The organism is Nitrobacter vulgaris, assembly GCF_031453995.1.
Lineage (GTDB): Bacteria > Pseudomonadota > Alphaproteobacteria > Rhizobiales > Xanthobacteraceae > Nitrobacter > Nitrobacter vulgaris.
On sequence record NZ_JAVDPZ010000014.1, the window covers coordinates 1 to 25,833 of the forward strand.

26 protein-coding genes and 1 tRNA gene are annotated in these 25,833 nt (G+C 57.7%); 8 read left to right on the forward strand and 19 right to left on the reverse strand.

Annotated elements, in window-relative coordinates; genetic code table 11:
• Both GGQ85_RS10345 and GGQ85_RS10350 read left to right on the forward strand, forming a co-directional pair.
• Positions 1-378 (forward strand): hypothetical protein (locus GGQ85_RS10345; protein WP_309774439.1); only part of this gene is annotated, 378 nt, incomplete at its 5' end.
• A gap of 17 nt (positions 379-395) precedes the next feature.
• A complete protein-coding gene (locus GGQ85_RS10350; protein WP_309774440.1) occupies positions 396-1,238 on the forward strand; it encodes a hypothetical protein in 843 nt (280 codons plus the stop codon).
• A gap of 47 nt (positions 1,239-1,285) precedes the next feature.
• On the opposite strand, the gene dmeF is transcribed toward GGQ85_RS10350, so the two are convergent.
• From dmeF to GGQ85_RS10385, 7 genes are all read right to left on the reverse strand, one after another.
• Positions 1,286-2,215 (reverse strand): CDF family Co(II)/Ni(II) efflux transporter DmeF, encoded by a 930-nt coding sequence (gene dmeF / locus GGQ85_RS10355; protein ID WP_309774442.1) that lies wholly within the window; start codon positions 2,213-2,215, stop codon positions 1,286-1,288.
• Between the two features lie 29 nt (positions 2,216-2,244).
• Positions 2,245-3,147, reverse strand: a complete 903-nt coding sequence (locus GGQ85_RS10360) for a DUF1259 domain-containing protein (RefSeq protein WP_309774443.1) — start codon at positions 3,145-3,147, stop codon at positions 2,245-2,247.
• A 189-nt stretch (positions 3,148-3,336) separates the two neighbouring features.
• On the reverse strand, positions 3,337-3,627 hold the full coding sequence (locus tag GGQ85_RS10365) for a hypothetical protein (protein WP_309774444.1): 291 nt from the start codon (positions 3,625-3,627) through the stop codon (positions 3,337-3,339).
• A 301-nt stretch (positions 3,628-3,928) separates the two neighbouring features.
• Positions 3,929-4,195, reverse strand: a complete 267-nt coding sequence (locus GGQ85_RS10370; protein ID WP_309774445.1) for a hypothetical protein — start codon at positions 4,193-4,195, stop codon at positions 3,929-3,931.
• A gap of 501 nt (positions 4,196-4,696) precedes the next feature.
• Positions 4,697-4,924 carry a hypothetical protein gene (locus tag GGQ85_RS10375; RefSeq protein ID WP_309774446.1) on the reverse strand — a complete coding sequence of 76 codons (228 nt, stop codon included), beginning with the start codon at positions 4,922-4,924 and terminating at the stop codon, positions 4,697-4,699.
• Positions 4,925-5,119: 195 nt separating this feature from the next.
• On the reverse strand, positions 5,120-6,991 hold the full coding sequence (locus GGQ85_RS10380) for a PAS domain-containing HWE histidine kinase family protein (RefSeq protein ID WP_309774447.1): 1,872 nt from the start codon (positions 6,989-6,991) through the stop codon (positions 5,120-5,122).
• 159 nt (positions 6,992-7,150) lie between these two features.
• Positions 7,151-7,393, reverse strand: a complete 243-nt coding sequence (locus GGQ85_RS10385; protein WP_309774520.1) for a hypothetical protein — start codon at positions 7,391-7,393, stop codon at positions 7,151-7,153.
• Positions 7,394-8,518: 1,125 nt separating this feature from the next.
• Here GGQ85_RS10385 and GGQ85_RS10390 point away from each other — a divergent pair.
• Complete coding sequence (locus GGQ85_RS10390) at positions 8,519-9,808, forward strand: acyltransferase family protein (RefSeq protein ID WP_309774448.1); 1,290 nt, start codon at positions 8,519-8,521, stop codon at positions 9,806-9,808.
• Positions 9,809-9,916: 108 nt separating this feature from the next.
• On the opposite strand, the gene GGQ85_RS10395 is transcribed toward GGQ85_RS10390, so the two are convergent.
• The 4 genes from GGQ85_RS10395 to GGQ85_RS10410 form a co-directional block, all read right to left on the reverse strand.
• Positions 9,917-10,741, reverse strand: a complete 825-nt coding sequence (locus tag GGQ85_RS10395) for a 2OG-Fe(II) oxygenase (protein WP_309774449.1) — start codon at positions 10,739-10,741, stop codon at positions 9,917-9,919.
• Between the two features lie 214 nt (positions 10,742-10,955).
• On the reverse strand, positions 10,956-11,117 hold the full coding sequence (locus GGQ85_RS10400) for a hypothetical protein (protein WP_309774450.1): 162 nt from the start codon (positions 11,115-11,117) through the stop codon (positions 10,956-10,958).
• A gap of 117 nt (positions 11,118-11,234) precedes the next feature.
• The gene (locus GGQ85_RS10405; protein WP_309774451.1) at positions 11,235-11,495 is read right to left on the reverse strand and encodes a GlsB/YeaQ/YmgE family stress response membrane protein; all 261 of its coding nucleotides are present in this window, start codon (positions 11,493-11,495) and stop codon (positions 11,235-11,237) included.
• Positions 11,496-11,525: 30 nt separating this feature from the next.
• Positions 11,526-11,987 (reverse strand): YidB family protein, encoded by a 462-nt coding sequence (locus GGQ85_RS10410; protein ID WP_309774521.1) that lies wholly within the window; start codon positions 11,985-11,987, stop codon positions 11,526-11,528.
• A 211-nt stretch (positions 11,988-12,198) separates the two neighbouring features.
• Between GGQ85_RS10410 and GGQ85_RS10415 the strand changes: the two genes are divergently transcribed.
• From GGQ85_RS10415 to GGQ85_RS10425, 3 genes are all read left to right on the forward strand, one after another.
• The gene (locus GGQ85_RS10415; RefSeq protein ID WP_309774452.1) at positions 12,199-12,558 is read left to right on the forward strand and encodes an Alb1 domain-containing protein; all 360 of its coding nucleotides are present in this window, start codon (positions 12,199-12,201) and stop codon (positions 12,556-12,558) included.
• Positions 12,559-12,798: 240 nt separating this feature from the next.
• On the forward strand, positions 12,799-13,572 hold the full coding sequence (locus GGQ85_RS10420; protein ID WP_309774453.1) for an exodeoxyribonuclease III: 774 nt from the start codon (positions 12,799-12,801) through the stop codon (positions 13,570-13,572).
• Positions 13,573-14,118: 546 nt separating this feature from the next.
• Positions 14,119-14,256 carry a hypothetical protein gene (locus GGQ85_RS10425; RefSeq protein ID WP_309774454.1) on the forward strand — a complete coding sequence of 46 codons (138 nt, stop codon included), beginning with the start codon at positions 14,119-14,121 and terminating at the stop codon, positions 14,254-14,256.
• Between the two features lie 292 nt (positions 14,257-14,548).
• On the opposite strand, the gene GGQ85_RS10430 is transcribed toward GGQ85_RS10425, so the two are convergent.
• From GGQ85_RS10430 to GGQ85_RS10445, 4 genes are all read right to left on the reverse strand, one after another.
• Positions 14,549-14,624, reverse strand: a tRNA-Lys gene (locus tag GGQ85_RS10430).
• A gap of 161 nt (positions 14,625-14,785) precedes the next feature.
• Complete coding sequence (locus GGQ85_RS10435; RefSeq protein WP_309774455.1) at positions 14,786-15,385, reverse strand: Spy/CpxP family protein refolding chaperone; 600 nt, start codon at positions 15,383-15,385, stop codon at positions 14,786-14,788.
• Between the two features lie 197 nt (positions 15,386-15,582).
• Positions 15,583-17,142 carry a 2-isopropylmalate synthase gene (locus tag GGQ85_RS10440; RefSeq protein WP_079447367.1) on the reverse strand — a complete coding sequence of 520 codons (1,560 nt, stop codon included), beginning with the start codon at positions 17,140-17,142 and terminating at the stop codon, positions 15,583-15,585.
• A gap of 372 nt (positions 17,143-17,514) precedes the next feature.
• Positions 17,515-18,534, reverse strand: a complete 1,020-nt coding sequence (locus GGQ85_RS10445; protein ID WP_079447409.1) for a polyphosphate kinase 2 family protein — start codon at positions 18,532-18,534, stop codon at positions 17,515-17,517.
• Positions 18,535-18,779: 245 nt separating this feature from the next.
• On the opposite strand from GGQ85_RS10445, the gene GGQ85_RS10450 reads away from it, so the two are divergent.
• On the forward strand, positions 18,780-19,586 hold the full coding sequence (locus tag GGQ85_RS10450) for an ATP-binding cassette domain-containing protein (protein WP_309774456.1): 807 nt from the start codon (positions 18,780-18,782) through the stop codon (positions 19,584-19,586).
• Positions 19,583-21,142: an ABC transporter permease/substrate-binding protein gene (locus tag GGQ85_RS10455; RefSeq protein WP_309774457.1), complete on the forward strand. Its 1,560-nt coding sequence runs from the start codon at positions 19,583-19,585 to the stop codon at positions 21,140-21,142. Before GGQ85_RS10450 ends, GGQ85_RS10455 begins: the two co-directional genes overlap by 4 nt.
• 156 nt (positions 21,143-21,298) lie before the next feature.
• Here the strand turns inward: GGQ85_RS10455 and ilvC are convergent, their stop codons facing one another.
• The 4 genes from ilvC to GGQ85_RS10475 form a co-directional block, all read right to left on the reverse strand.
• Positions 21,299-22,318, reverse strand: coding sequence for a ketol-acid reductoisomerase (gene ilvC / locus GGQ85_RS10460; RefSeq protein WP_309774458.1), 1,020 nt, complete (start codon positions 22,316-22,318; stop codon positions 21,299-21,301).
• Positions 22,319-22,467: 149 nt separating this feature from the next.
• Positions 22,468-23,169 carry a class I SAM-dependent methyltransferase gene (locus tag GGQ85_RS10465; protein ID WP_079447371.1) on the reverse strand — a complete coding sequence of 234 codons (702 nt, stop codon included), beginning with the start codon at positions 23,167-23,169 and terminating at the stop codon, positions 22,468-22,470.
• Positions 23,170-23,173: 4 nt separating this feature from the next.
• Positions 23,174-23,716, reverse strand: coding sequence for an acetolactate synthase small subunit (gene ilvN, locus GGQ85_RS10470; RefSeq protein WP_079447372.1), 543 nt, complete (start codon positions 23,714-23,716; stop codon positions 23,174-23,176).
• Between the two features lie 166 nt (positions 23,717-23,882).
• On the reverse strand, positions 23,883-25,661 hold the full coding sequence (locus GGQ85_RS10475) for an acetolactate synthase 3 large subunit (protein ID WP_309774459.1): 1,779 nt from the start codon (positions 25,659-25,661) through the stop codon (positions 23,883-23,885).
• Between the last annotated feature and the right edge of the window lie 172 nt (positions 25,662-25,833).

The window sequence follows — 25,833 nt, forward strand, 5'->3', positions numbered from 1 at the left end:
AGGGAAAAGCGCGCTTCGCGAGCGGCCTCTGCCGCGCCCAGACTGGCCTGCTTTTACTCCGCCTCCGTGGCTTGGTTTTGCTCCGCCGTTGACACGCCGGTTTCGCCGACAATCGCGTATTCGCACTTCACGCTGAGGCCAGCGCGTTCCAAGCCTGGCTCAAAGCCAGCGAAGCATTCCAGGCTTGTAAGGACTAAAGGCATGGCCGCCCGCAAGAACGCGATCCGTGAGGCAAGGGCTGCATCGCAAGCCTTTGCTAGCGCGAGAAAGCAACTCATTGAGGCAACAGCGCTCCAACGCGACACGATAGCCGCTGCCGCGAACGAGTATTCCGCAAATCAACTTTGGCGTCGCGCAGTCGCCGCGATCACCACCTGAAAGAAAGAAGAGAAACTATGGGTATCCTCGAAAAATTCTTCCCCGCCAAGACCGCCATCACGTCGGAAACCATTAAGGCGGAAATCGATTACAGCGAGTCTGAAATCAAGCGCCTCCAGGCGGAGATCGGCCCCAAGCTTGCGGCCATCGCCACGATGACTGATGCCGAACATGTAAAGACCGAAGCCGACATTGCGGCAACGAAACGCGCCATTGCGCGACTCGACTCCCGCATTGCGCTGTTGAACGACCAACTTCCAACCGTGCTCGCTGCGGAAGGAGCTGCTGCAAAAGCAACCGCCGACGCCGCGCTTCGCGCCCTTGCCGAAGCGTGCCGCAAGGCGAACGAAAAGGAAGCCGCGAAGCTGTTGGCCGCCTATGACGAACACGCCAGTGCGATCGGCGGAATCATCGCCAAGCTGAAGGCGATGGACGGGGAACGCGAGGCTATCAACGCACAGCTGCGCACCAACGACGTCTGCGAGCCGGTGCGAAGCTACGTAGATATTCACCGCACCACGCCCGGCACCGACGCCACTGAACAACGTGCGAAGGTGCCATGTTGGGTCTACCGCTATCCTGGTAGTCCCCCAGACACGAAGGAAACGAAGTATCAGTATGAAGCACCGCGCGAGGACGTGCGGCGCGCGACCATTGGCTCAGATGGCGAGCCGGTCCGGGGTGCTACTGAGATTCATAATTACTACGGCCGAGAGATCATCATCACGCCGACGTTGGAGAAGCGCGAGATGGTAGTTTCTCGAAACCGAGCCCAGCCGCCTCGTTACGAGGACTCGCTTAACGGTGTGCTCTTGCCGCCCGCCTTTGCTGGCGGAAAGTGGCACTGGCCGCGCCAGTGAGATCGCTTGAAGCACCCCGTCGAAAATCGACGGGGTGCATCGTGCCATTAGCCATGTGCGTGGTGCGGACAAGCCTCGACTTCTATTGTTAAGTGACTAAGGCCACGCAACCCTCCGAGCCGCCGCTTGTACGTCTTGGGCGGCAGCGGATTGTCGGAAATAACCGAAATGATTGCGGCCCGATGTCCTGGCCCTACCTGCCACAAATGAAGGTCGGTGACACGATCACCCTTGGTTTCAATTCGCTCGCGGATGGTTGTTTCGAGATTTTTGTCCGCGCTGACATCCAAGAGCACAGCCCCGGAATCTCGGATCAGCCCATAGGCCCAGCTACCGATAACCAGACTAACCAAGATGCCAACTAGAGGATCGGCCCAAGTCCATCCAAAGTGCATCGCGAGCAATAGCGCTGCGATTGCCAGCACCGATGTGGCGGCATCTGCCAGTACATGGACGTAAGCGGCACGGAGATTGTTATCGTGGTGGTGGTGCGAATGATCGCTTCCATGGTGGTGGTGGTGAGAGTCTTGAAGGAGCCATGCGCTGGCGATATTGACCGTTAATCCCAGCACCGCGACCACTACCGCTTCGTTGTAGAAAATTGTGACCGGATTAAAGAGCCGAACCACGCTTTCATAAGCGATCTGCAGGGCAATCATTGCAAGCATGATTGCGCTGGAAAAGGCGGCAAGATCGCCGAACTTTCCTGTACCAAAGGCAAATCGCGAGTTTTGGGCATGCCTGCGAGCCAACAAATAGGCTAACCCTGCAATGCCCAACGCCGCTGCGTGCGTCGCCATGTGCCAACCGTCTGCCAACAACGCCATCGATCCAAATAGCGTGCCTGCCGCGATCTCTCCGACCATCATTGATGTCGTGAGCGCCACAACAATCCAAGTTCGGCGCTCGTTATGGGCGTGCCGCTCACCGAGAAAAACATGGCCATGGACCCATTGGTCTATTGAATGTGTGTGCATGTTGACTCCAACCTAGTACTCTAATCGTCTTAGTTTTTTGTGCTTGCGGTCTTGTCGAGTGCTGCCCGCAGTCCTTTGGCGAGCTTGATAGCATCGTCATTGGCCCAAAAGTGCATGAAGAAGAGCCTTGGCTGCTCATCCAGCATATGGCTGTGAAGCGCCGTGACTTCGATGCCGTGCGTGCGCAGCGCAGCTACTACCGGATTGACCTCATCGCCTGTCAGGACGAAGTCGCCGGTGATGGCAGCCTTACCATCGCCCGTCGGTTGAAAGTTGACTCCGATCGCTACACCCATTGGCCCGGCCGGCGTTAGCTGCATACCACTTTCGCTGACAGGATCACGTCGCGGCACATTGAACTGATAAACGCCGCCATTGGTCTTACCCTTCGCGCCGATAATTTCGTCTAGCTGCGCCGTATCAAGGTCGACAGCAGAAGGTGGATTTGACGACGGCGTCACCTGAAGCGGGGTTTTACTTTCGGCAAGCGCATCATGGAGCGCGGTTGCGAGTTTGGCGGGGTCTCCATGCCCGGCCACATGCATGTAGAACGTCGCCGGGTTCGCCCGAAGAAGATGATTATGGATAGCCGTAATCTCGAGCCCGCCAGCAATCATCTTCAACATGACTGGATTGATTTCACTCTCCAGCAATACGAGGTCTCCCATCGCCATAGCGCCATCGTGAGCTCGCTTAAATGCGACCCAGCCGCCGAGCGCCAAAGCCGGCTTGATCGTCACGCCATCAAGGGTCACCGTCAAATCGGTTCGAGGAAAGCCATATCGATGCACGTCTTCAGTGACGGCCGGCTTCCGAGCAAGTATCTCATCGATCTGCGCCCAATCTGCGCTTTGATCCTGCGCGCAAGCGCTTCCATTCAACGCCATTAAACAGGCGCTGATGCCTATCAGCGTAGAGAGTAAGCTTCGCATAAAACAACTCCTTGGGAAACTGCAACGCCAACCTACATCTTCGCCTAACCATCAACAACGGGGCGAGCGAAAATCCGCACGCAATTGCCAGCCGGTGGGCTGTCTATCATAGGCTCCGCACTAGCGGTTCAACGCCATTGCTATCCGAAGACAACATGCCATAGTCGTCCGAGGGAGACGAAGAGCTTCTTATATGGTGGGCACGCGCGAACCGATCCTGCAACCAATTCCGATTTTGTCGCTGCGACCGACGCAGATGACGGTCGGGATCATCGTTTTCATACCGGTCTCGGCTTGGGACCGGGTCTTGAAGATGCCGTGGTCGACGATGGTGGCCGTAACGGTTGGCTTTTGGTCGACGATGGTGCACCTCTTCGTCGCGGGGTCGCGGACGACATAGTATTCCTCGTGAACCACGGCCTGAGCCAATGCCGATGTAGCCGCGAATGCAATGACCGCGCTCAGAATAACTTTCTTCATCGATGCGTTTCTCCGTTGTTCAACGGAGAGCCAAAACGCGGTTGGCTTTAGGTTCCTCACTCGAAACTGTGAACTCCAACCCCTCTGATGGTGCCAACCATCTTCTTTTGCGGAACTGCATTGAATGCTTCGCGGAGTTTAAGCCTCATCTGTTGGATAGCGGCCATTTCAAGCTCGAGATTGTGTTGTTGACTGGCGAGATACGTAAGGGAACAAGCGAGAGATGCGTGTCTAGCTTGATCGATCGAGAAGCTGTTCATTTGGGTTGCTCAGGACACGAGTGCGGGCCGACCCAACAACTTCAGTAATCGGGAGTTGTTCCTGGCAAGAATCGGTCGCGCGCGATTGCGCCGTGCACGGCCCGGCAAAAGTAGATCCGTGCGATAAATATGAATGGACCGCCGTGTTCCGCTGCCAACTGCAGCCCCTTGGCGGCCCGCTGCCAGGGCTCGGTGTTGCGGGCCTTCTTTGACCGCCTGATCGCATATTCGGCCGCTTCGCCAAGCGTGCGAATGGTGCTGCCGTTTGGCATCGGGACAGGATTGTCGAAGCGGCGGGACCAGTTCACCCCGTTATACCATCCTGCTTATCACCGGTTGTGACGATCCGGAGGGATTCGTCTGGCAAGGGTCGTCGTAGCGATTTGGCTTGATCCGATGGTGCCCGCATCTAGACATCATCCTCTCAGTGGTCAGGATCACGGGCATGCCCTTCGGATGCGGCTTGGCGATCTCAAGGTTTGGCTGACACGTAAGGAAGCTGAAAACGTCCGCAGCGATCTCACCTTCTTTCGCCTTCCGCACGCATGTCCAGGTTAGTCCAGATCCCGGCAAAGGCTAGCAACGGTCGGCTCTCGTCGATCGCAAACCAGACCGGCATTTTCTTGCCGTAGGAGAGGTCCGTTTGGCGTTCAGCCTCATCGCCTCGCCTTCACCCCCGCTTCGCCACTTGCCTTAAAACAAAGCGCGAGCCCGCCGACGAGGGGGCGTCGACGGGCTCTGGGGTCCCTAGACGGGCAACATTGGGGCTGCTCCCGTCGGTGAACAGGCTAGCCGACAGCGCCCGAATATCAGGCGGATTTGCGTCGACGTCTCACCAGCCAGTAAACGCCATAACCGGCGGCGAGAAACGGAAGGCCAGCCGCGCCGACAATTGGTCCAGGCGCTCCGTGCACCCCATTTTTTTTAAGTTGGCCGGGTGCGTTTTCGCAATTGCCCCCGCCGTTGCAGGCCAGAGCAGGTGAAGCAATGATGGCGACTAAGGCCGCTGCCGATAAAGTCTGAAGTGCGGCTTTCATTCGATGGCTCCAATTCCAAGAGGACCAGGTTCGGTCAAATGCACGACTTTAATTTTAGCGGTATTTAATGTTCGACGCTAATTAAATCGAAACTATCCTCGCCGCGCCAAATTTCCATTTCGGTTCAATGTGTTCCCATCCATGTCCGACTGATTTTACCACGGGTGCAGCACCGACAGATCGCGAATCTTTACTCTAGGTTTGCGATCCTTCTTCCCAGTCGGCAGCAAGGGGAGCGACGATTTCACAGACGACGCCGGATGTTTCATAAGTGATCCGGACATCGCCGCTGAGTTCGAGCGCGAGCACACGTTCAATCAATCGCGAACCGAATCCCTTTCGACTGGGTTCTGAGACAGCCGGGCCATCCTGTTCCTGCCAACGAAAGGTAAACCATGGGACGTCGCGCTGCTCGATCCCCCACCCTATCGTGACTCTGCCAGTCGGGACGGACAGTGCACCATATTTGGCGGCGTTCGTCGCTAACTCGTGTAGTGCCAACGTCAATGCCAGTGCGGATTTTGGAGAGAGCCGCAGATCGGACCCTTCGATCTGGAATCGCCGGCGTCCATGCACAGTGATGATCTGCGCAACGATATCCCTCAGTTCTGCGCTATCCCATTCCTCGCGGGTGATCAGATCATGGCCTTTCGACAAGGCCAGCAAACGTGCCTCGAATTTGCGAAAGTCCTCGCTTTCACTCTCATGACCGCCGAAGCTTTGCCGTGCGATCGCGAGCACGGTCGACAGATTGTTCTTGAGCCGATGCTTCATCTCACGCAGCAAAGTGAAATTTAGACGTTCGGCCGCCTTGCGATCGGTGACATCGCGAGCAATCTTGGAAGCGCCGATGATATGGTTGTCACTGTTTCGGATCGGTGAAATCGTCAGCGATAGATCGACTAGACTGCCGTCCTTTCGCCGACGGACCGTCTCAAAATGCTCGACACGCTCGCCCCTGCGAAGCCGCGCGAGGATGTCGGGTTCCTCCTTCTGCCGATCCTCCGGGATTAGGACGGTGACGGGTTTTCCGACAATTTCTTCGGCTGAAAAACCGAACAATCGCTCTGCTCCGACATTCCAGCTCGTGATGATGCCATCGAGATTCTTACTAATGATCGCGTCGTCAGACGACTCGACAATTGCGGCAAGATGCCCGCTCGCTAGCTCGGCTCGCTTCCGGTCGCTAATGTCCACTGCAACGCCAGGCATCCGACAAGGCTTGCCAGATTCGTCATAGAGACATTGGCCATGCACCTCAAGCCAGTGAACCGTCCCATCCGTTTTCTGGACGCGGTATTCCAAAACGCATTTCTCTCCGGTCACAATCGCTTGCTGTATGGCATCGCTGACCCGCTGCACGTCATCCGAATGGATTCCCGCAAGGTAATCGGCAAGCGGTGCACCAGCGGCACCCTTTTCAGGCGCTACCGAGAACATCGTCGCGAAGCGGGCATCCGAATACACGGTACCCGTTTGAAGGTCGGTATCAAAGGTCCCGATCATGCCGGCCGCCTGCAGCGCGTAGGAGAGCCGTTCTTCCGCTTTCACCAACGCCCGGTCGGTGACGACGCGCTGTGTCGTCTCTTCGACGATGCACAAAACGCCGTCGATTCGGCCTGTCTCGTCGGAGATTGGAGAATATGAAATGTTGAAGTAGACGGTTTCGGGATAACCGTGCCGCTCGATCTCGAACGGTCGATCCTTCGCGGACACCGTTTCGCCCGTAAGAAGAACGCGGGTTAGCAACGGTTCAAGATCACTCCATAGCTCCGTCCAGCTCTCTCGTGCCGGTCGCGCAAACGCTGTCGGGTGTTTGTTACCAATGGTTGGAGCATAGGCGTCGTTATATAGAGCTAGAAAATCCGGCCCCCAAAACAGCACGATCTGGGCCTTTGCGGGTAACATCAGCCCCACGGTGGTCCTCAGATGCGCCGGCCATCCGGAAATCGGCCCCAAGCTGGTTTTGGAAAAGTCGAACGCTCGAATAAGCGAACCCATCTCGCCGCCGCGAAACGGGAATGCCTCATTCTGATTCCCGCCCGCTTCCGGGCTCACATTGAGCATAGGGTGTGCCTCGAAAATAGCGCTAATATTCATCCGCCATTCAAATAATACGCTGAAGCAAGGTTGGGGGAAAAGCTCTTTTAATGTGAGGGTGCGATACGGAATCCACTCGTTTTTTGGTTTCGCTCGCGAAGTTTAGAATAGAGTCCTAAAGCGCGCTCAATCACTCGGCACTTCGCCAAATGCTTTCAACAAAACCGCATCTGCAAACTCACCGCTGGCAGGATCGCCTGTACGGCTGAACGCAACCGCACCGATATGCCCCTCAGTCCGCGCCATTCGCTCAGCACTTCGTATCGCCGCATTCGCACTTGTGCATTCGACAGCTTCGCGAGACTCTGGTCCATCGTCGCCAGTACCAAACGGGATCGCTAACGCTGCAACCCAACAAGCCCGTGGAATGATCCTCCGATCACGCCACGACAGTCGCTTGAAGTCGTGCTTTTTCGTCAGTTCCTAGTTCTCTTGCGAGCGCCAAACCATCACTCTCATCCCGAAGCAGTTGAACGGTCGATGGTTCACTCCGTTCGTAAAGCCCGCGTTCCGTGGACACGAGCTGGTCAAAGAACGCGAACCTTGCCGTCATCGTATCGTCCCAAAAAAGCCCTTCCGGTTCACTAATTCAGCGGTGCGCTAATGGAGCGTGAGTCGGCGCTGTGCTTGCGAACTCAAGATAAAGCGGCCCTAGAGTTATCAGGAAGATGTTTGTGGCAGCCATTCCTCTCAGTTGGAATGACCCCGCTGTTTAGCGGCGTTACCAGTTTCGGTTCGTTAAGCCTGAGGGCGACGTTATCGGACAAGTCCGAACGCCTTAATAAGCCACGGAAATGATCGACTATCGAAACGAGCAATGGCGGGCGATCGATGACTTCTACGAAGTCTCGAACTTTGGACATGTCGCCGCAATAGGCGGGTTCCTCCTTCACAGGCGGATGAATGACTTTGGGTATTTTGTTGTACGCCTGTGCTCACCTCGGAGAATCGAGGAGGTTCACCGGCTGGTTGCATTGGCATTTGTCCCTAATCCGACCGCATTGCCGGCAGCAATCCACGTCAATGGCAACCCGACGGACAACCGCCCGATCAATCTTAAATGGTGCAGCTTCGAGTCCCAGACTTTTACTCGCTCGCTCCGGCCAATACGCAAATTCCCACAACTGGCGGCACATAGCCGACCTGGAGGGAAAGTTGATGACACAGCGGATAGAGGCAGCTCTGCGGGTTGTGAACGGGTCTCTCGAACAATTCCACCGGTCGTAAGAGAATACATCCTCCGCTGCGGGCATTGCAGCCACAGATGGTCTGACAAGGTTCAGATCGCGATAGGGAAAACCGCCTCAAGCTTCTGCCCTGGCTGCGGCACGCGAAACACCTGGAGTCATTCCGCTGCTCTCGAGAGGGCTCACCGACAAGCCCAGGCTGTTTGTGCCGATTGAGCAGAGAACAATTCGCAACGACGTCCGCGCCCTTGTCCTCTTAGCCGTTGTGCGGCGTCGATCTTTCACCTTTTCCGCTGTTAGGAGGACAATGGTGCAGATTGCATCCACGTTGAACACCTCCCGAATTGACGTTGGCTTTAAACAGATGGTCGGGCCTGTAGGGTACAGGCGTTCTGTTCAAATTGATGTCGTTCGCGCGTGTGCCATCCTTTTAGTCATGGGTGCACATCTCCGATTTGAGGAGCCGGACGGTATCGTGGGCTCCATTGCCTGGGCTTGGCACGAATGGGGCGGGTTTGGCGTGCCGTTGTTCTTCACGCTCTCAGGATATCTTGTCTACGGCCTACTCCTCGTCGAGAACCGCAACTCCGGCACAATTGATGTTAGTAGGTTCTTGATCCGACGAAGCTTAAAAATATGGCCTGCCTATTTCGTATTCGTGACGTATCTCGTCGCCATGCCTCTCCTAAAAGGAACCGCAACGCTATCTAGTGTGATGTCAGACTATTGGCCGAATGTTTTGTTTCTTAATAACTACGTGGGACCGAACCCGGCTCTACACACGTGGAGCTTAGCAGTTGAGGAGCAGTTCTATCTTTTGCTTGCTGCGTTCTTGGTTGCATTTGTTCGGATGGGGAAAGCGTCCTGGATCGCTCCGCTCTTTTTGTTGGCGCCGCTGATTTGGAGCGCGTTCAGAGCAATCTGCGCCTTGGCTGGTGACCCTTACCTTTTCGACCCCACGATGCCAGCCACTCATTTATGGCTTGATGGTCTGCTGGTAGGAGCTGGCGTCCGTGCAATTTCTGAGTCCAATCCCGGGATGTTCGCTAAGCTCTGCGCTTGGCGCTGGCCTTTCATAATTGGAGGGATCGCGCTGATGGCGAGCCTAGTTGCGCCCTGGCCCAACTTAAATGACGTATCGCTGTATCGCATACTCCCGGTTAGAGCCCTTGCCTCAACTTTCATTCTGATCGGAATGCTGCATCTTTCCATGACCACCTGGCTGCACGCTATGGCGGCACGGATCGGCCGGTATTCTTACAGCATCTATCTCTGGCATGTGACGGTCCTCGGGATCACCTATCGACTTTTCAGCCCCTCACTCGAAGCAGGAAACGCCATGCACTGGCTGGCCGCAGTAGGAGGGACCGTCGTAGCGGCAATCCTGTTCGGCGCGCTGACGTCCCAGCTCATTGAATGGCCGGTCATAAAAATTCGAGACCGAATATTTCCATCTAGAGCTCAGGAGAGCGAGCCTTCGGCTTTGTCGGGCCGCCGGCGCTCGTCCGCTCGAGGCCTTGCTTCGCGGTGGGCGAAAGAGCCGGGTTCCGCGCGGGCGCCGAACGGGAGCTGGTTAAGTTTGCGACCTAGATTGTGAACTGAATGCCAGCCTCAGAGTAATGGCCGCTGTGCAGACGTGCTCCGCACGTAAAGGGACGCTTTCGGGACTGTCGAGTTCACAGGTCCGCGCATCGTTCCGACGCGCTCAATTCGGCCTTCTTCGCACCAATTGATCACGCGCTGCTCGGAACCAAAATTTCAGCGGCTCGGGCGTCACTGATCGCGCACGATCCAGCCAACCTACGTGCTCTATTGAGCGATCATCCTCGGGTCGGGCGGCCCAATAGCGACCACCTCGTCGTTCACCAGCGGCTGCCGGTCGGCATTCTTTGGTATAGTAATACGATGCGACCGATAAGCGCATCCGGTTCGGAGGACATCTCACGGGATCGGGAAGACCATGCAGCGTCCCGCCGTGCGTTTCCCAAAGAACCATCGTATTGAAGCGCGGAAATACGCGGCGGCCGATAGCTGACATGTCCGTTGGCCACAATTCGAGACTGCCGCCATATGAGTCTGGCCAGTCACGATTCAGATAGACAAGTAAATTCACTCGATGGAATAGCCCAGTGTCAGGGTGCATCTCGAAATCGCGATGGATTTTGGTATACCCTCCCGGTGGCGTCCGGTGCGCGCCCGCCAACTTGTGGCTTGGATCGGACAGCAGGTTGTCAACGCCTGTCACAGTTGAGATGAACTCGCGGAAGCTTTCGCCGTCCACCAAGTCAAAAAAATGCTGGGTGGCTGGACCAAAACCTTGTGAGGCTTCCTGCTTGATTTGACGAACATCGAGGCTCGAGATGATGTGCGATTGATCAATGTTCGCGACTTCATCCGCGATCTCATCCAGGAAGTCATCGGGAAAGCCGTTCGCGACAACGACGTGTGGCCAAGGCTTGGCGTTTAGATATTCGTCCCGTAGGACCTCAGCTCGCTTATGGAGGTCAATTGCGACGGCAAACGTCTTCATGCTCGACCCTCCCAATGCCGAAAATAAGCCCCTTGGATCGGCTGGGGGCTGGCCGAGACGGCTCGCGGCCGATAGGCAACCGATCCCGCGCCATCCACAACACGCACACTAGTCGCTATCCTTTCATCAGCCTGCCCATCGCGTTGCCAATTGCACTCGGTTCCGCCTCAAGTCTGCCTACTTGGTTGTTCGGATTTTGACTTCGGCTGAGAATTTAATCTCCGACCATGTAGCCGACGGCGAACCAGGCGCCGGCCCCGAGCACGCAATCGATGAGGATCACAGCAATCAGAAGCCTGCCCCAGCCACTCCGTTCGATAATGGCTCTGGCGAATGAAAAACCGGAGACGACCTTGCCGGACTGATAGGCGAACATGAGAGCTCACAAAACGAGGATAGTGCGACGCGTTATCGGCAAACACGTCCTAGATGAAACGGATTTTTCCAGATGAGCGGTCCGCCGGATAGCACGACGACAAACCTACTCCGCCGCTCAAACTGCGCGTCGGCGGCCCGTAAAGAAGCTATAAACAAACAGCACGATAACAGCGCCCACCACCGCTCCAATCAAGCCCGCTCCTTCTCCAGGTCGATACCACCCAAGTCCCTGACCAAGATAAGTTGCGACGAAAGCTCCGACGATGCCGAGTACAGCCGTAAGGATAAAGCCGGTCGGCTCATTGTCGCCCGGCATGATGAATTTCGCTATTACCCCGGCTACAAACCCAATGATAATCGTCCAGATAATACCCATATCAACAATCCTCTACAGTAGTTTCGACCATCAGCTCGGAATGCGTCCGTCCGGCGTATACTTGTCCACGGCAGCAGGGAGTTCGCGGGAAAGTCTTGCTAACAGTTCTTCCTGAGGTAGGCCGGTTTGCTGTTCCAATGCGGCCAAGACATCTGGTCCAATAGCCTCCTTCAACCGGGGCGCAGGAAGCTCCTTGTTAGGCCCAGTGTTCACCCAGGAATTGGCGGCATCTCCCTGGCCGTTTTCCTTAAACCGCTCGAGCAGTTCGTTCAGTCCCCCGTTAAGAAGACTACCCACTCCGCCACCCGCGAGTACTCCGCTTAGGTTGCCCAACAGGCCGCCCAAGGGCTGCCCTTGCTGATTTCTGGGTTCAGGCTGAGTAGTCTTGCCGCTTGCGCCCTTTAAAAGCTCTGCGAGCTTGTCCCTGTTCTGGTAACCTGCCAACGCGAGCAAGCCGAGTAACGCTGTCATCGATGGCATCCCGCGTGACATATTCTCCACTCCAGCCTGATCATGAATCTTCGCAGCAACGTTTGAAGCTGCCTCCCGTTCCACTCTCTTGTCTTCTTGTCGCAAAAATCAGTTGCACGGCCGCCCAACGGGCTTGGAAGCCCGCAAGGAGGCAGACAAGCTCGCTCGCGTCGCGTGGAGCAGCCGCATGCTGGGCTCGAAATGACCTACCGAGCTCGACGCGACCTTCGACATGAACTTCGGAGTTCATAGCCGCGCGGCAATGAACCGAACTGACCTTGTTATCGAATATGAACGGATGCTCAGCCACTTAGCGAAATTTTGGGTCACACCGAGAACGCGAACGTCCGTGTTGATTAGCTCTCCACACGTTGAAGGGAGTTTGAATAAGTTGATTGTAGCGATGGAGGTTGGCGCGGCCGCACTGTTCAGTGTTTCCGCTGCAAACGCAGCCAATCAAAAGGATCTGACCGACGTCGCCCAGTATCAACCGGCAGCAAATCTCAACATCGGCACTATCGACACTTTCATGGGCGTCAGCACTATGGCCACCGCCATGATCGGTATTATGGCCAATTTGGCCATCGTATGACCGTAAAAAAGGAGCTACGGCTACGCTCCGCAGTATTAAGCGGTGGCTATGGTGGCCAAGGTTACGGCGGATGATATGGTTGTGGTGTTGCCGAGCATAACGTTTGGCTTCGCCCAGGGCGGATAAGATGGTTGGTGAAAAAGAACCCCGCAGCGATGCGGGCTGTTTTACAGCAACGCTGCCCTTAGTAGGCGGCACGCTCCAGATCGAAAACGAGGATGCGGCGTCCGCCGAGCCCGCATGAAGATTGCCACCTTCAACATCAACAACGTCAAAAAACGTCTGCCAAATCTCCTGCAATGGCTGAAGCAGAGCAAGCCCGATATTGTTTGTCTGCAAGAACTAAAATGCGAGACGAAAGACTTTCCGGAGTCTGATCTCCAACGTGCCGGCTATTCGGCCGTGTGGGAGGGGCAAAGGTCCTGGAATGGCGTCGCCATTTTGTCGAAACGGTCGCAACCGATCGTTACCCGCCGGCGGCTTCCCCGCGATCCCGCTGATCGCGAGGCAAGATACATCGAAGCCGCTGTCGACGGCATGCTGATTGGCTGCCTTTATCTTCCGAATGGAAATCCTCAGCCGGGACCGAAGTTCGATTACAAGATGAAATGGTTTTCGCGGTTGGCTCGGCATGCGGCTCAGGTGCAGAAGCAAGGCCACCCTACCCTCTTGGTCGGCGACTACAACGTTGCGCCAACCGACCTGGATATCTATCCAACGAAGTCATGGGCTAAGGATGCGCTGGTTCAGCCCGCGCCGCGCAGAACGTTTGCCTCGCTCCTTGCGGACGGATGGACTGACGCTCTCCGCGATATTTTCGGTGACGAGCGCATCTATACCTTCTGGACCTACTGGCGAGATCGCTATGAAAAGGATCACGGTCTCCGGCTAGACCACTTTCTTCTCAGCCATTCCGTTGCTTCCCGCTTAGTGGAAGCGGGCTTGGATGGCGACGTCAGAAACGAAGACAACGCCAGCGATCACGCGCCAGCCCGGATCAGGCTGTGCCGGTAGAGCGTGTTGCGAAGCAGGTTCGCTAACGCGGGTACCAAACCGCTGCTTAATGTTTCAACGAATGGACCCGAGATGGTTGCCGCCACCGGTGGCCGTGCGGCGTGCGAGACATTCCCCACGAAGCCAGTTCCACCGAATGGCTGGGGGGTTCTTTTGATCGGATGCGCATGTCGACAAGCGTCTTTTGAAAAAATGCTTCAGACGACCGAAACTACTGTTTACTGCCGACGTTGGCTGACATGGCTCACTATTTCATCATCACAATTACAACCGGCTTGCTCGTGGTGATCACGCTTTTGCTATGGCTGGTTTTTCAACCAATCCCCCCCGGCCATACGCGCCGTGGCGTTCCCGATAAAGCGGCCGCACCTATCGCACTCCAGGGCAGTCGCGGGCAGGCTCCTGCATGGTACACGCTAGTTTGAGGCCCGCCGATTTGCCGTGATCTTGTGCAACCAATAGCATCTCATAAATTAGAAATCGGTCCGTTTCTGTATCGGTGACGAGAACGCTTTTTGCGTTCCCGCCCAATCGAAAGGGGCGAGCATGACACGACTTTTGAGGCGGCCGGATTCGGGGCTGGACGAAAGCACGCTATCTCAGAAAATCTGCTTGGCCATCGCTGCAGGCGGCTCGTTCGCTCTGATCGTGCTGCTATTCTATTTGTTCGGCAGCGTGGATTGAGTCCATCTTCGGCGGACGTCGGTCGAAGGCTTATGAACGACCCTAGCAACTTCGAGCAAATGCGCCGCTGTTCCACCAAATGCCATGCAGACGCGCGAATCATCCGACGACTGAGCACTCACAGCTCGCCCGAATCCAGATGCAAAATTCCTTCTCTGGGCGACCTCCCCCGTAACGGATGATAGCGGACAGTAACGGATAACAACGGATGAATACCCATACCCCGACCCGTACCCCAACTGGGATGAGGTCTTGGGATAAAGCCGAGGATGCTTTAAGTCATTGATTTTATTGGTGGGCGATGTAGGGCTCGAACCTACGACCCGCTGATTAAGAGTCAGCTGCTCTACCAACTGAGCTAATCGCCCGGAACTGTCCGAAATTCCCTTGCGGGAGGGGGTCGTTTAGCAAAGCGAACCCGCGATGTCCAGCAAAGCAGCCCTGCTTTCCCCTGCCGCCGCAACCTTCGGAGAGACGAAAAAGCCGCCGATTTCCGGCGGCTTCCTCTTGGCTATCTTATGTCGGCGGATCAGAGGCGTCCGGGCTTCTGCTGGTCATGGTGATCGGAGTCCCCGTCGCGGTCCTTGCTGTGATCGGACCAATCACCGCCTCGGTCAAAGTGATGATGGTGCCACCCGCTTCCCATTCCGGAGCCGTGATTCATACGGGTGAGAACCATCAGGCGCCGCTTTTGGCCATCGTCGAGGGTCTTGTAAAGCGGATCGGCAGCATCAGCGATCTTTTTCAAAGCCGCAGCTGTCTCGGCCATGCGATCGGCGTGCGCGCGAAGCCGCGCCACCTGATCGACAGGCGCCTGCTTTTCCGCGTCATCATTCTTGGCTTCGTTCTTGCTTTCCTTCTTGGCCTGCATCTTGGCGTCGGCACGATCGATCCGAAGCTTGGCAAAATCACGGATTGCCTTTTCCACCGGCGGCCACAGCTTTTCCTGATCCGGCGTCAGAGTAAGACCGGCGTGGACCGCCGCAATCCGCGCATCGGCGATAGCCGTTCGGTCCTGCTGACTGAGTTGTACGCGATCACGAGACCACAGGTGATGCGGGTGAGCGTACACCGCTGTCGAACCGGCGATGACGAGCGCTGCGACACCGGCGAGGATGGCCTTCTTCATTGGAACTCTCCTTTGCAAGGTCCAATCAAGATGGGGGCGCGCAGCACACCAAGCAAATTACATCTTCGCAAGGGAACCCTATCTTACGAAGATGTAATGTCGCCTCGCGATTCGTCGCGATGATATGTCGCGTCAGGATCTGTCGCTCGCACAAACGGCGGTTGACGCACCGTCCGTTTCACTTGCGGAACGAGCAGTCAACTGGCAGCGGCCGAAGGAAGGTCGCGCTGATGTTTCATCACGATCTTGTTTAGCGCACCGAGATAGGCCTTGGCGGATGCAACCAGCGTGTCAGGATCGGCGGCCTTCGATGTCATCGCGCGGCCGTCCTGGCTGAGACGCACCGACACTTCCGCCTGTGCGTCAGTGCCCTGGGTCACCGCATGAACCTGATAGAGTTCGAGCTTGGCCTCGTGCGGCACTAGCCTCTTGATGCAGTTGAATACGGCGTCGACCGGCCCGTTGCCTTCGGCCTCCTCGATCCGGGTCTGGCCATTGACGGTGAGCTTCATGGTCGCTCGCTGCGGGCCATGGGTGCCTGCGATCACTGTCAACGATGACAGCTTGATTCGATCGTGCGACGCGGCCATTTCCTCGTCCACCAGCGCAATGATGTCCTCGTCGTAGATGTCCTTCTTGCGGTCGGCCAGTGCCTTGAAGCGCACGAACGCATCCTGCAACTGGTTCTCGGCCAGCTTGTAGCCGAGTTCTTCCAGCTTGTGCTGAAAGGCATGGCGGCCGGAATGCTTACCCATCACCAGCGAGGTCTGTTTCACGCCGACGCTCTCCGGCGTCATAATCTCGTAGGTCTGCGCGTTCTTCAACATGCCGTCCTGATGAATGCCGCTCTCGTGCGCGAACGCGTTCCGGCCGACGATCGCTTTATTATACTGCACCGGAAATGAGGTGGCGGCCGAAACCAGCTTGGAGGCACGAGTCAGCATGGTGCTCTCGACGTTGCACCAATACGGCATGACATCGCCGCGGGTCTTGATCGCCATCACGACTTCTTCCAGCGCGGCGTTCCCTGCCCGCTCGCCAATGCCGTTGATGGTGGATTCAACCTGGCGCGCGCCACCCTCGACGCCGGCCAGCGAGTTGGCGACGGCGAGACCCAGATCGTCATGGCAGTGCACCGAGAAGATCGCTTTATCCGCGTTCGGCACCCGCTCGCGAATGGTCTTGAACATCCGCCGGTACTCGTCAGGCACCGCATAGCCAACGGTGTCTGGCAGGTTGACGGTGGTGGCGCCGGCTGCAATCGCCGTCTCTACGCATTTGCACAGGTAGTCAATTGGGGTGCGGGTCGCGTCCATCGCCGACCACTCGACATCCTCGACCAGGTTGCGGGCCTGCGTCACCGTGGCGGTGATGATTTCCAGCACCTCCGCCTCGCTCTTTCGCATCTGATGCGCCAAATGGATCGGCGACGTGGAAACGAAGGTGTGGATGCGGCCCCGCCGTGCATGACGCACCGCTTCACCGGCACGAGCGATATCGCCGGAAATGGCGCGGGCCAGACCTGCGATCACCGCGCTTTTGGCGTTCTTCGCGATCTCCGCAACCGCTTCGAAATCGCCGACCGAAGCGATTGGGAAGCCGGCTTCGATGATATCGACTCCCATGTCGTCGAGCATCTCGGCGACTTCGATCTTCTCCTCGAAAGTCATGGTGGCGCCGGGGCATTGCTCACCGTCGCGCAGGGTGGTGTCGAAAATAACGACGCGGTCCTTGTCGGACTTATTCGCGGTAGTCATGGGGAAAGATCCTCTGGGTCAATGCGCCGTGCGGGCGCTCGAAGGGGTTCTGGTGTTTCCTGCGTTCCCCTGAGTGCCCAGGCAACAACTGCCCAGCCGGCGCTCAGGGGCCGATAAGAAGCAGAAGCCCGCCAGTCAGCAGACTGGGCATGGGCATAGCCGGAATCTCTTCGGAACAAGCAGCCGACGCCACCAGCCCGTGAACTCCTGCCATTTCGCTGCAAGCCAGCATTACCGAACCCTTTAGAGGGTCATTTTCAACAAGAACCGTTGACGGTTCGTTGCCGACCCTTCCTCTACAGATTTTAGACGAGAATGACCTGACATCGCAATGCCCAAAATTTGGTCAGGAATCGTGACCAACCACTCTGCTCAGTTCGTTCGTGCCGGCCTCCCTGTTCCTCGAGATGCCGACGAATCGGAAGCAACTTCGGACTTCTCCCCCGCAGCATGCTTCACCGCTGCCTTCTTTACGCGCAACGCGCTGTTGTTCTCATTTTGCAATGCCTTGCGAACCTTCTTGAATTCACCCAATTCGCTCTTGTCGACCTTGGGGAACCGCAGGTCCAGCCTATCCAGCGCGCCGACAATGGCAGATCCGACCACGACACGCGCGAACCACTTGTGGTCGGCCGGCACGATGTGCCACGGCGCATCGAGCGAGGATGTATGGCGGATCATGTCCTGGTAGGCCGCCTGATACCTGTCCCAGAGCTTTCGTTCGGCGACATCGCCCATCGAGAACTTCCAGTTCTTCGCCGGCTCCTCCAGGCGATCGAGAAAGCGCCGGCGCTGCTCCTCCTTCGAGACGTTGAGGAAGAATTTCAGCACGAGCGTGCCGTTACGGGCGAGATATTTCTCGAAAGCCGAAATATCCTCGAAGCGTTCGCGCCAGATGTTCTTCGTCACCAGCTTCGGTGGAACTTTCTGCTTTGCCAAAATTTCCGGATGCACGCGCACCACCAGTACTTCCTCATAATAGGAGCGGTTGAAGATACCGATGCGCCCGCGTTCGGGAAGCCGCCGCGCCGCGCGCCACATGAAATCATGATCGAGTTCTTCCGTTGAAGGTTGCTTGAAGGAATGCACGTCGCAGCCTTGGGGATTGACGCCGTCGAACACGCTCTCGATGGCGCTGTCCTTGCCGGCGGCATCCATGCCCTGGAAGATCAAGAGCAGCGACCAGCGATCCTGCGCATAGAGCTTTTCCTGCAAATCGCTAAGGCGGTCGCGGTTGGCCTTGATAATCTCCTGCCCGCTGTCCTTGTCGATGCCGCCGCGCTCCGCAGTTTTGTACGAGGCGAGACGAAACGCCCTGGTGTCATCGACACGAAAGGGCTCCACGTAGCGTTTTAATTGTTCTGGCAACAACGATGATGATGTCTTTCTCATAAGGGAATTGCGCCTTTGCTTCCCCATTTCCTGCGGAAGATGGTGGTTTCGAGCGTAGCGAGAAATCGGATCCAAAACAAAATAAAGGCGGGGACAACAAGATAAAATCGTCGATGCTTTCCAGCGTCACCGACCGGATCAAAACTCGAACTGTATTGTGGGTTCGGGCTTCGCCTAGAATTTACTGTTGCCACCAAGGGCATGGGCTTGGTGCGATGGCGACCGTGTGATACCCCCCGCAGGGCATGAGCGAAACCTCACCGCTGGTCGCGTTTTCACATGTCGCCAAAAGCTTCAAAGGCGGCTGTGCAAGAGACGACGATGTAAGAGCCGTGGACGACGTCTCGTTTGCCATCGGCGCGGGCGAATTCCTCGCCGTTGTCGGCGGTTCCGGCTCCGGCAAGACCACACTGCTGCGGCTCGCCAATCGCCTGATCGATCCCGACGCCGGAACTATCACCGTTGCAGGCGAGGATATCGCCGGAATCGACGCGATCGGGCTGCGCCGCAGCATCGGCTATGTATTCCAGAGCGGCGGCCTGTTTCCGCATATGACTATCGCCGCCAACATCGGCATCACGCCCCGCCTGCTCGGGACGCCGAAATCCGAAATCGCCGCGCGGGTCGACGAGTTGATCGATCTGGTGCAACTCGACCGCGCCCAACACCGCGATCGCTTTCCGCATGAACTTTCCGGTGGCCAGCGCCAGCGGGTCGGCGTAGCGCGAGCACTTGCCGCAGAGCCGCGCATCGTCCTGATGGACGAGCCGTTCGGTGCCCTCGACCCGGTAACGCGTGACGCGCTCGGCAACGACTATCGTGCGCTGCACGCCAGGCTCGGTCTCACAACCATCATGATCACCCATGACATGACCGAAGCGCTGCTGCTCGCGGATCGCGTTGCTGTCATGCACGAAGGTCGCCTGGTTGCGCTGGGCACGGCAAAGGAATTGTCCCGCATCGACAACCCTTATGTCGGCGAGCTGCTCGGAACGCCATGCCGCCAGGCCGAGCGGCTTCTGGCAGCGCTCTCGCAGAGCACCACGTTATGAGCCTGCTCTTTGATCCGCGCTGGAATGAAGCGCTCGGTCACCTGCCCGACTATCTTGGCAACCACGTCCGCGTCAGCGTGACGGCGCTGGCGCTGGGACTCGTGATCAGTTTTCCGCTCGCGCTGGCCGCTCGCAACCGGCCGGTGCTGCGGAGTATGATTCTCGGTTTTGCAAGCATCGTGCAGACCATGCCGGGGCTTGCGCTGCTGGCCTTGTTCTATCCGCTCCTCCTGGCTCTGGCGACAATGACGTCGCGATGGTTCAGCCTCGGATTCTCAGCATTCGGATTCTTGCCTGCGGTCCTGGCGCTGGCGCTCTATTCGATGCTTCCGGTGCTGCGCAACACCATCACAGGCTTGCAGGGGATTGATCCTGCATTGACGGAAGCGGCTCGAGGGGTCGGTATGACGGCGCGGCAATCCCTCGTCATGGTCGAACTTCCGCTGGCGCTTCCTGTGATCATGGCCGGCATCCGCACCGCAGCGGTTTGGGTGATCGGCACCGCGACACTCTCTACGCCGATCGGCCAGACCAGTCTCGGCAACTACATTTTTGCCGGGCTGCAGACCCAGAACTGGGTGTTCGTGCTCTTCGGCTGCATCGCCGCGGCAGGCCTCGCGCTGGTCGTCGATCAGTTGCTGGCGCTGATCGAATCCGGCTTGCGGATACGTCGTCCCATCCGCGTGTCAGTCGGCCTTGTCGGAATCGCAATTCTCGTTGCGGCCACACTAGCGCCCTCCCTCACCCGCGCGAAACCCACCTACATCGTCGGCGCCAAAACCTTCACCGAACAATATGTGCTCGCGGCGCTGATCTCGCACCGGCTACAAGCCGCGGGTCTTCCCGTAGCCACCCGCGAGGGTCTTGGCTCCAACGTCATTTTCGATGCGCTAGCGAATGGCGACGTTGACGTCTACGTCGATTATTCCGGCACGCTGTGGTCCAATCAGTTCCATATAACAGACGTCAAGCCGCGCGAGGAACTACTCACCGAGCTCAAGGCGACGCTGGCGCGGCAGAATATCACGCTGCTTGGTGAACTCGGCTTCGAGAACGCCTACGCGCTGCTCATGCCAAAAACACGAGCTGACGCGCTGAACATTCATTCGATCTCCGACCTCGCCGCCCGCGCGGGCACGATGTCGATCTCCGGCGACTACGAATTCTTTGCCCGGCCTGAATGGATAACTCTGAAGAAGATTTACGGATTGTCGTTTCGCGAGCGGCGGCAGATGCAGTCGGACTTCATGTATGCCGCGGTGGATTCCGGTGAAGTCGACGTGATAGCGGGCTACACCAGCGATGGACTGATCGCCAAATACGGCCTGACCGTGCTTGACGATCCCCGACACGCCATTCCGCCCTATGACGCGATCGTGCTGATATCGCCGCGGCGCGCCAACGACGCAAAGCTGCGTGCCGCAATTCAGCCGTTGCTCGGAAGAATCAGCCTCACGCTCATGCGCGAGGCAAATCTTCGCGCCAGCGGCAGCGACGCGGACAGTTCATCGGCAACGGTGGCGCGGTGGTTATGGGCGAAGATCGACGAGAAATAAGGTGGTGGGTGCTTACTTGTGTACCCTCACAGCGCGGTACCTTTCCCTCTCCTTGTGGGAGAGGGAGCCTCAACTCACTGTTAGTCGACCCGCGCACCACACTCCTGATCATTGAGATCGTACCGCGCGATCAATCATAGGCAGGATTGAAGAACTTCAGTTCTTCGCTTTGTCGACCAGTGCGGCCTTCTTGATCCACGGCATCATGTCGCGGAGTTTTGCACCGACCTCCTCGATCGGATGGGCAGCAAGCCTTGCGCGGGTCGCCTTGAAGGAAGTCTGGTTGACCTTGTTTTCCAGCATCCAGTCGCGAGCGAATTTGCCGGACTGAATATCGTCGAGCACGCGCTTCATCTCCTTCTTCGTCTCCGCGGTCACGATGCGCGGACCCGTGACGTATTCGCCGTATTCAGCGGTATTGGAGATCGAGTAGTTCATATTGGCGATACCACCCTCGTAGATCAGATCCACGATCAGCTTCACCTCGTGCAAACACTCGAAGTAGGCCATCTCTGGTGCATAACCGGCTTCCACCAAGGTCTCGAAGCCGTTCTTGATCAACTCGACCAGACCACCGCAGAGCACAGCCTGTTCGCCGAACAGGTCGGTCTCGCACTCTTCCCTGAACGTGGTCTCGATGATGCCAGCGCGGCCACCACCGATCGCCGAGGCGTAGCTAAGACCAAGATCATGCGCGTTACCCGAGGAATCCTTGGCAACCGCAATCAGGCAAGGAACGCCGCCGCCGCGTTGATACTCCGCCCGCACAGTGTGGCCAGGACCTTTCGGAGCGATCATCAGGACGTCGAGATCGGCGCGCGGGTCCAGCAGATTGAAATGCACGTTGAGTCCGTGCGCGAAGATGAGCGCCGCACCCTTCTTCATGTTGTCGTGCAGCTGCTCGCGATAGATGTCGCCCTGCAGTTCATCAGGCGTCAGCATCATCACGAGATCGCCCCACTTCGCGGCATCGGCGACTTCCATCACCTTGAAACCAGCAGCCTCAGCTTTCTTGGCGGAAGCAGAGCCCTTGCGCAGCGCGATCGCGACCTCCTTGACGCCGGAGTCCTTCAGGTTCAGCGCATGGGCGTGGCCCTGGCTACCATAGCCGACGATGACCACCTTCTTTCCCTTGATCAGGTTCAGGTCGGCGTCGCGATCGTAATAAACACGCATGGTTGGTCCTCTTTTGCGGCCACAAGTTGCGCCCGGTTTTAGGGCTACGGATGCCGGGAAACAAGTCCGCTGCAATGCCTTGAATGATGGAAAAACTTCAAAGGTCGTCCGGTAGGAAAAGGTGAATAGCGCCGGCGACAAACACAAGACTATGCCGGAGGCTCGTCGCCTGGCTTGCGGCAGAGATAAGTGCCGTGAAGCGGCGCGTGATAGTCCGCAGATACCAGCGCAAAGCCGACGTCCTTCAGCATCCGCTCAATCACCCAGCCAAAGGTCGAATGTTCGTCGCGCATGTGGCTGGCGACCTCGCCGCTTGGGAAGTCGTGGTTGTTGATGTTGAATTCCGCCCATTGCTCGACCGTTCGGTCGGAGCCATCCGGTTCGCGGACGAACACGATGTCGCGCAGAAACAGCTGTCCGCCGGGCTTGACGACGCGGAACATGCGTGACAGCGCGACTGCCTTCCAGAAATCCGGCAGATGATGCAGCGTGAACTCGCTCACGACCAGATCCAGAGAATCCGATGCGAGAGCAAAACTGAGCAGACCGGCCGCCTGAGTCCGGATCGCAACGTTGCCGTCACGCGCCTGGGCCTCGGCCAGAGCGAGCGCTGCCGGCGCAATATCGACCGCATAGACTTCCGCACCCATCCTGGCGGCTTCACAAGCAAGCGTGCCCGTGCCGCAACCGATATCTGCGATCCGCCAGCCGGGCCGCACGCCTAGCTTGGCGAGAGTTGCGCGAGCCCGGCTGCCGCTATCATCGTGATCATAGATCGCGGAGCGCGCAGCAATGAGCGAATCCAATCCGATCCGCCCACGTTCACTGTAAAACCAGTCGCGCGCCAGCATGACCTTACATCCCTTCCGGTCCGCGCCCGATCGCAGCGACACCGGTTCGCGACACTTCGACCAGACCGATCGGCCGCATCAGGTCGACAAACTGATTGATCTTCGAGGTGCCGCCCGTAATCTCGAACACAAAGCTCTCATTGGTGGCATCCACCACACGAGCACGAAAGACCTCTGCGAGCCGCATTGCCTCGATACGTTGGTCCCCCGAACCCTTCACCTTGACCATGGCTAGCTCGCGCTCGATGGAGCGCCCGGTCAGTGTCATATCAACGACCTGATAAACCGGGATCATGCGGTCGAGCTGATGCTTGATCTGCTGGATCACCATTGGGGTGCCAGTGGTGACGATGGTAATTCGCGAGACGTGCTTCTGATTTTCGGTCTCGGACACCGTCAAGCTTTCGATGTTGTAACCGCGACCTGAGAACAGCCCGATCACCCGCGCCAACACGCCCGGTTCGTTGGCGACCAGCACCGACAGCGTGTGCGTCTCGTTCGGATCGCGGCGCTCTTCGAGAAAGTAGGCGGAAGCGGGCTGGTTCATGGATATGTTCTCAAATCGATATCGTGATTGCCGTCATTGCCGAGCGTAGCCGTTCGTAAAACGGCGTCGTTTCGTTCGCCTGTGCCCCGGCAAGCCGTCTTCACGATGGATGCGCAGATCAAGTCCGCGCATGACGATCTGTGCGTGGCGACACTTCGAGACATTTTCACACCAGCGCCTTGCCGCCGGCAAATGCGGCCGCGGTCGCATCGTCATTGGCTTCCGCCGGCAACAGCATTTCGTTGTGCGCCTTGCCGGATGGAATCATCGGGAAGCAGTTTTCCAGCGCTGCGACGCGGCAGTCGAACAGCACCGGCTTCTTCACCGAGATCATCTCCCTGATCGCGCCGTCGAGATCAGACGGCTTGGTCGCCTGCAGGCCGACACAGCCGAAGGCATCGGCGAGCTTGACGAAATCGGGAAGCGCCTCTGAATACGAGTGCGACAGGCGGTTGCCGTGCAGCAACTGCTGCCACTGCCGTACCATGCCCATGTACTGGTTGTTGAGGATAAAGATCTTGATCGGGAGTTCGTGCTGAACTGCCGTCGACATCTCCTGCATCGTCATCTGTACCGAAGCATCGCCGGCAATATCAATGACGAGGCTGTCGCGATGCGCCACTTGCACTCCCAGCGCGGCCGGCAAACCGTAGCCCATAGTACCGAGGCCACCCGAGGTCATTAAGTGGTGCGGCTCCTCGAATCCGAAGAACTGCGCAGCCCACATCTGATGCTGGCCGACCTCAGTTGTGATGTAGGTGTCCCGGCCTCGCGTCGCCTCGAACAGACGCTGGATCGCGAACTGCGGCAGAATCACATCGTCGTTCTTCTTATAAGCCAGCGAGTTTCGCGCGCGCCAGCGCCCGATCTCGAACCACCACGGATCGATTTTAGGGTTTTTGCCTTCCGCCTTGAAAGCCTGCAACAGGTCGGCCATCACGCTGCCGGCATCACCGATGATCGGCACGTCGACGCGGATATTCTTGTTGATCGATGAGGGGTCGATATCGATGTGAATTTTCTTTGATCCCGGCGAGAACGCATCGGTACGACCCGTTATTCGATCGTCGAAGCGTGCACCGATGCACAGCATGACGTCGCAGTCATGCATCGCCATGTTGGCCTCATAAGTGCCGTGCATGCCGAGCATTCCAAGCCAGTTCTTGCCGGAGGCCGGATAGGCCCCTAGTCCCATCAAAGTGGACGTAATCGGAAAACCAGTGGCTTCGACCAGCGCGCGCAGCGTCTTCGACGCCTCTCGGCCCGAGTTGATGATGCCGCCGCCGGTATAGATCATCGGCCGCTTGGCATTCACCAGCAGCGCGACAGCCTTGCGGATCTGTCCGGCATCCCCCTTTATCTGAGGCTTGTATGACGCGTGGACATCGGTCTTGCGCGGCGGGTGATAGGTTCCGGTGGCGAACTGCACGTCCTTGGGCACATCGACCACGACCGGCCCGGGGCGGCCAGTAGTCGCCACATAGAACGCCTCGTGCAACACCTTGGCGAGATCGTTGACGTCGCGCACCAGCCAGTTGTGCTTGGTGCAGGGCCTGGTGATACCGACAGTGTCGCATTCCTGAAACGCATCGTTGCCGATCAGGTGCGTCGGCACCTGGCCGGTGATGCAGACCAGCGGGATCGAGTCCATCAGCGCATCGGTCAGCGGCGTCACCATATTGGTAGCGCCGGGCCCCGAGGTCACGAGCACCACCCCCGGCTTGCCGGTGGAGCGGGCGTAGCCTTCGGCCGCGTGACCCGCGCCCTGCTCGTGCCGCACCAGGACATGCTCGATATCGCTCTGCTGAAAAATTTCGTCATAGATCGGGAGTACGGCCCCGCCCGGATAACCGAAAATGCTTTTGACACCATGGTCAACGAGGGCTCGAACAATCATGGCCGCACCGGTCATCTGATTGGAATCTTGGCGCTTGGTCTGACTCATGGTCGGCTCCGGATTCGCGCAGGCTTCGTGTCCGCCAGCGTCGCAAACAATAAAAAAGGGCCTTGAAGGCCCCCGGCACACCGCCTTCCATTCGGACGGCTCAGCCGTCCCGGGCGGTGCTCCAGGATACGATGATAACGGGGACGAGGTGGCGGATAACAAAGTTGCGCAT

Excerpts from the sequence above, each read along its gene's own strand:
- GGQ85_RS10350 (WP_309774440.1), top strand. The coding sequence starts at position 396 with ATGGGTATCCTCGAAAAATTCTTCCCCGCCAAGACCGCCATCACGTCG.
- dmeF (WP_309774442.1), bottom strand. The coding sequence starts at position 2,215 with ATGCACACACATTCAATAGACCAATGGGTCCATGGCCATGTTTTTCTC.
- GGQ85_RS10360 (WP_309774443.1), bottom strand. The coding sequence starts at position 3,147 with ATGCGAAGCTTACTCTCTACGCTGATAGGCATCAGCGCCTGTTTAATG.
- GGQ85_RS10365 (WP_309774444.1), bottom strand. The coding sequence starts at position 3,627 with ATGAAGAAAGTTATTCTGAGCGCGGTCATTGCATTCGCGGCTACATCG.
- GGQ85_RS10375 (WP_309774446.1), bottom strand. The coding sequence starts at position 4,924 with ATGAAAGCCGCACTTCAGACTTTATCGGCAGCGGCCTTAGTCGCCATC.
- GGQ85_RS10380 (WP_309774447.1), bottom strand. The coding sequence starts at position 6,991 with ATGCTCAATGTGAGCCCGGAAGCGGGCGGGAATCAGAATGAGGCATTC.
- GGQ85_RS10390 (WP_309774448.1), top strand. The coding sequence starts at position 8,519 with ATGGTGCAGATTGCATCCACGTTGAACACCTCCCGAATTGACGTTGGC.
- GGQ85_RS10395 (WP_309774449.1), bottom strand. The coding sequence starts at position 10,741 with ATGAAGACGTTTGCCGTCGCAATTGACCTCCATAAGCGAGCTGAGGTC.
- GGQ85_RS10400 (WP_309774450.1), bottom strand. The coding sequence starts at position 11,117 with ATGTTCGCCTATCAGTCCGGCAAGGTCGTCTCCGGTTTTTCATTCGCC.
- GGQ85_RS10405 (WP_309774451.1), bottom strand. The coding sequence starts at position 11,495 with ATGGGTATTATCTGGACGATTATCATTGGGTTTGTAGCCGGGGTAATA.
- GGQ85_RS10410 (WP_309774521.1), bottom strand. The coding sequence starts at position 11,987 with ATGTCACGCGGGATGCCATCGATGACAGCGTTACTCGGCTTGCTCGCG.
- GGQ85_RS10415 (WP_309774452.1), top strand. The coding sequence starts at position 12,199 with ATGAACTTCGGAGTTCATAGCCGCGCGGCAATGAACCGAACTGACCTT.
- GGQ85_RS10420 (WP_309774453.1), top strand. The coding sequence starts at position 12,799 with ATGAAGATTGCCACCTTCAACATCAACAACGTCAAAAAACGTCTGCCA.
- GGQ85_RS10425 (WP_309774454.1), top strand. The coding sequence starts at position 14,119 with ATGACACGACTTTTGAGGCGGCCGGATTCGGGGCTGGACGAAAGCACG.
- GGQ85_RS10435 (WP_309774455.1), bottom strand. The coding sequence starts at position 15,385 with ATGAAGAAGGCCATCCTCGCCGGTGTCGCAGCGCTCGTCATCGCCGGT.
- GGQ85_RS10440 (WP_079447367.1), bottom strand. The coding sequence starts at position 17,142 with ATGACTACCGCGAATAAGTCCGACAAGGACCGCGTCGTTATTTTCGAC.
- GGQ85_RS10445 (WP_079447409.1), bottom strand. The coding sequence starts at position 18,534 with ATGAGAAAGACATCATCATCGTTGTTGCCAGAACAATTAAAACGCTAC.
- GGQ85_RS10450 (WP_309774456.1), top strand. The coding sequence starts at position 18,780 with ATGAGCGAAACCTCACCGCTGGTCGCGTTTTCACATGTCGCCAAAAGC.
- GGQ85_RS10455 (WP_309774457.1), top strand. The coding sequence starts at position 19,583 with ATGAGCCTGCTCTTTGATCCGCGCTGGAATGAAGCGCTCGGTCACCTG.
- ilvC (WP_309774458.1), bottom strand. The coding sequence starts at position 22,318 with ATGCGTGTTTATTACGATCGCGACGCCGACCTGAACCTGATCAAGGGA.
- GGQ85_RS10465 (WP_079447371.1), bottom strand. The coding sequence starts at position 23,169 with ATGCTGGCGCGCGACTGGTTTTACAGTGAACGTGGGCGGATCGGATTG.
- ilvN (WP_079447372.1), bottom strand. The coding sequence starts at position 23,716 with ATGAACCAGCCCGCTTCCGCCTACTTTCTCGAAGAGCGCCGCGATCCG.
- GGQ85_RS10475 (WP_309774459.1), bottom strand. The coding sequence starts at position 25,661 with ATGAGTCAGACCAAGCGCCAAGATTCCAATCAGATGACCGGTGCGGCC.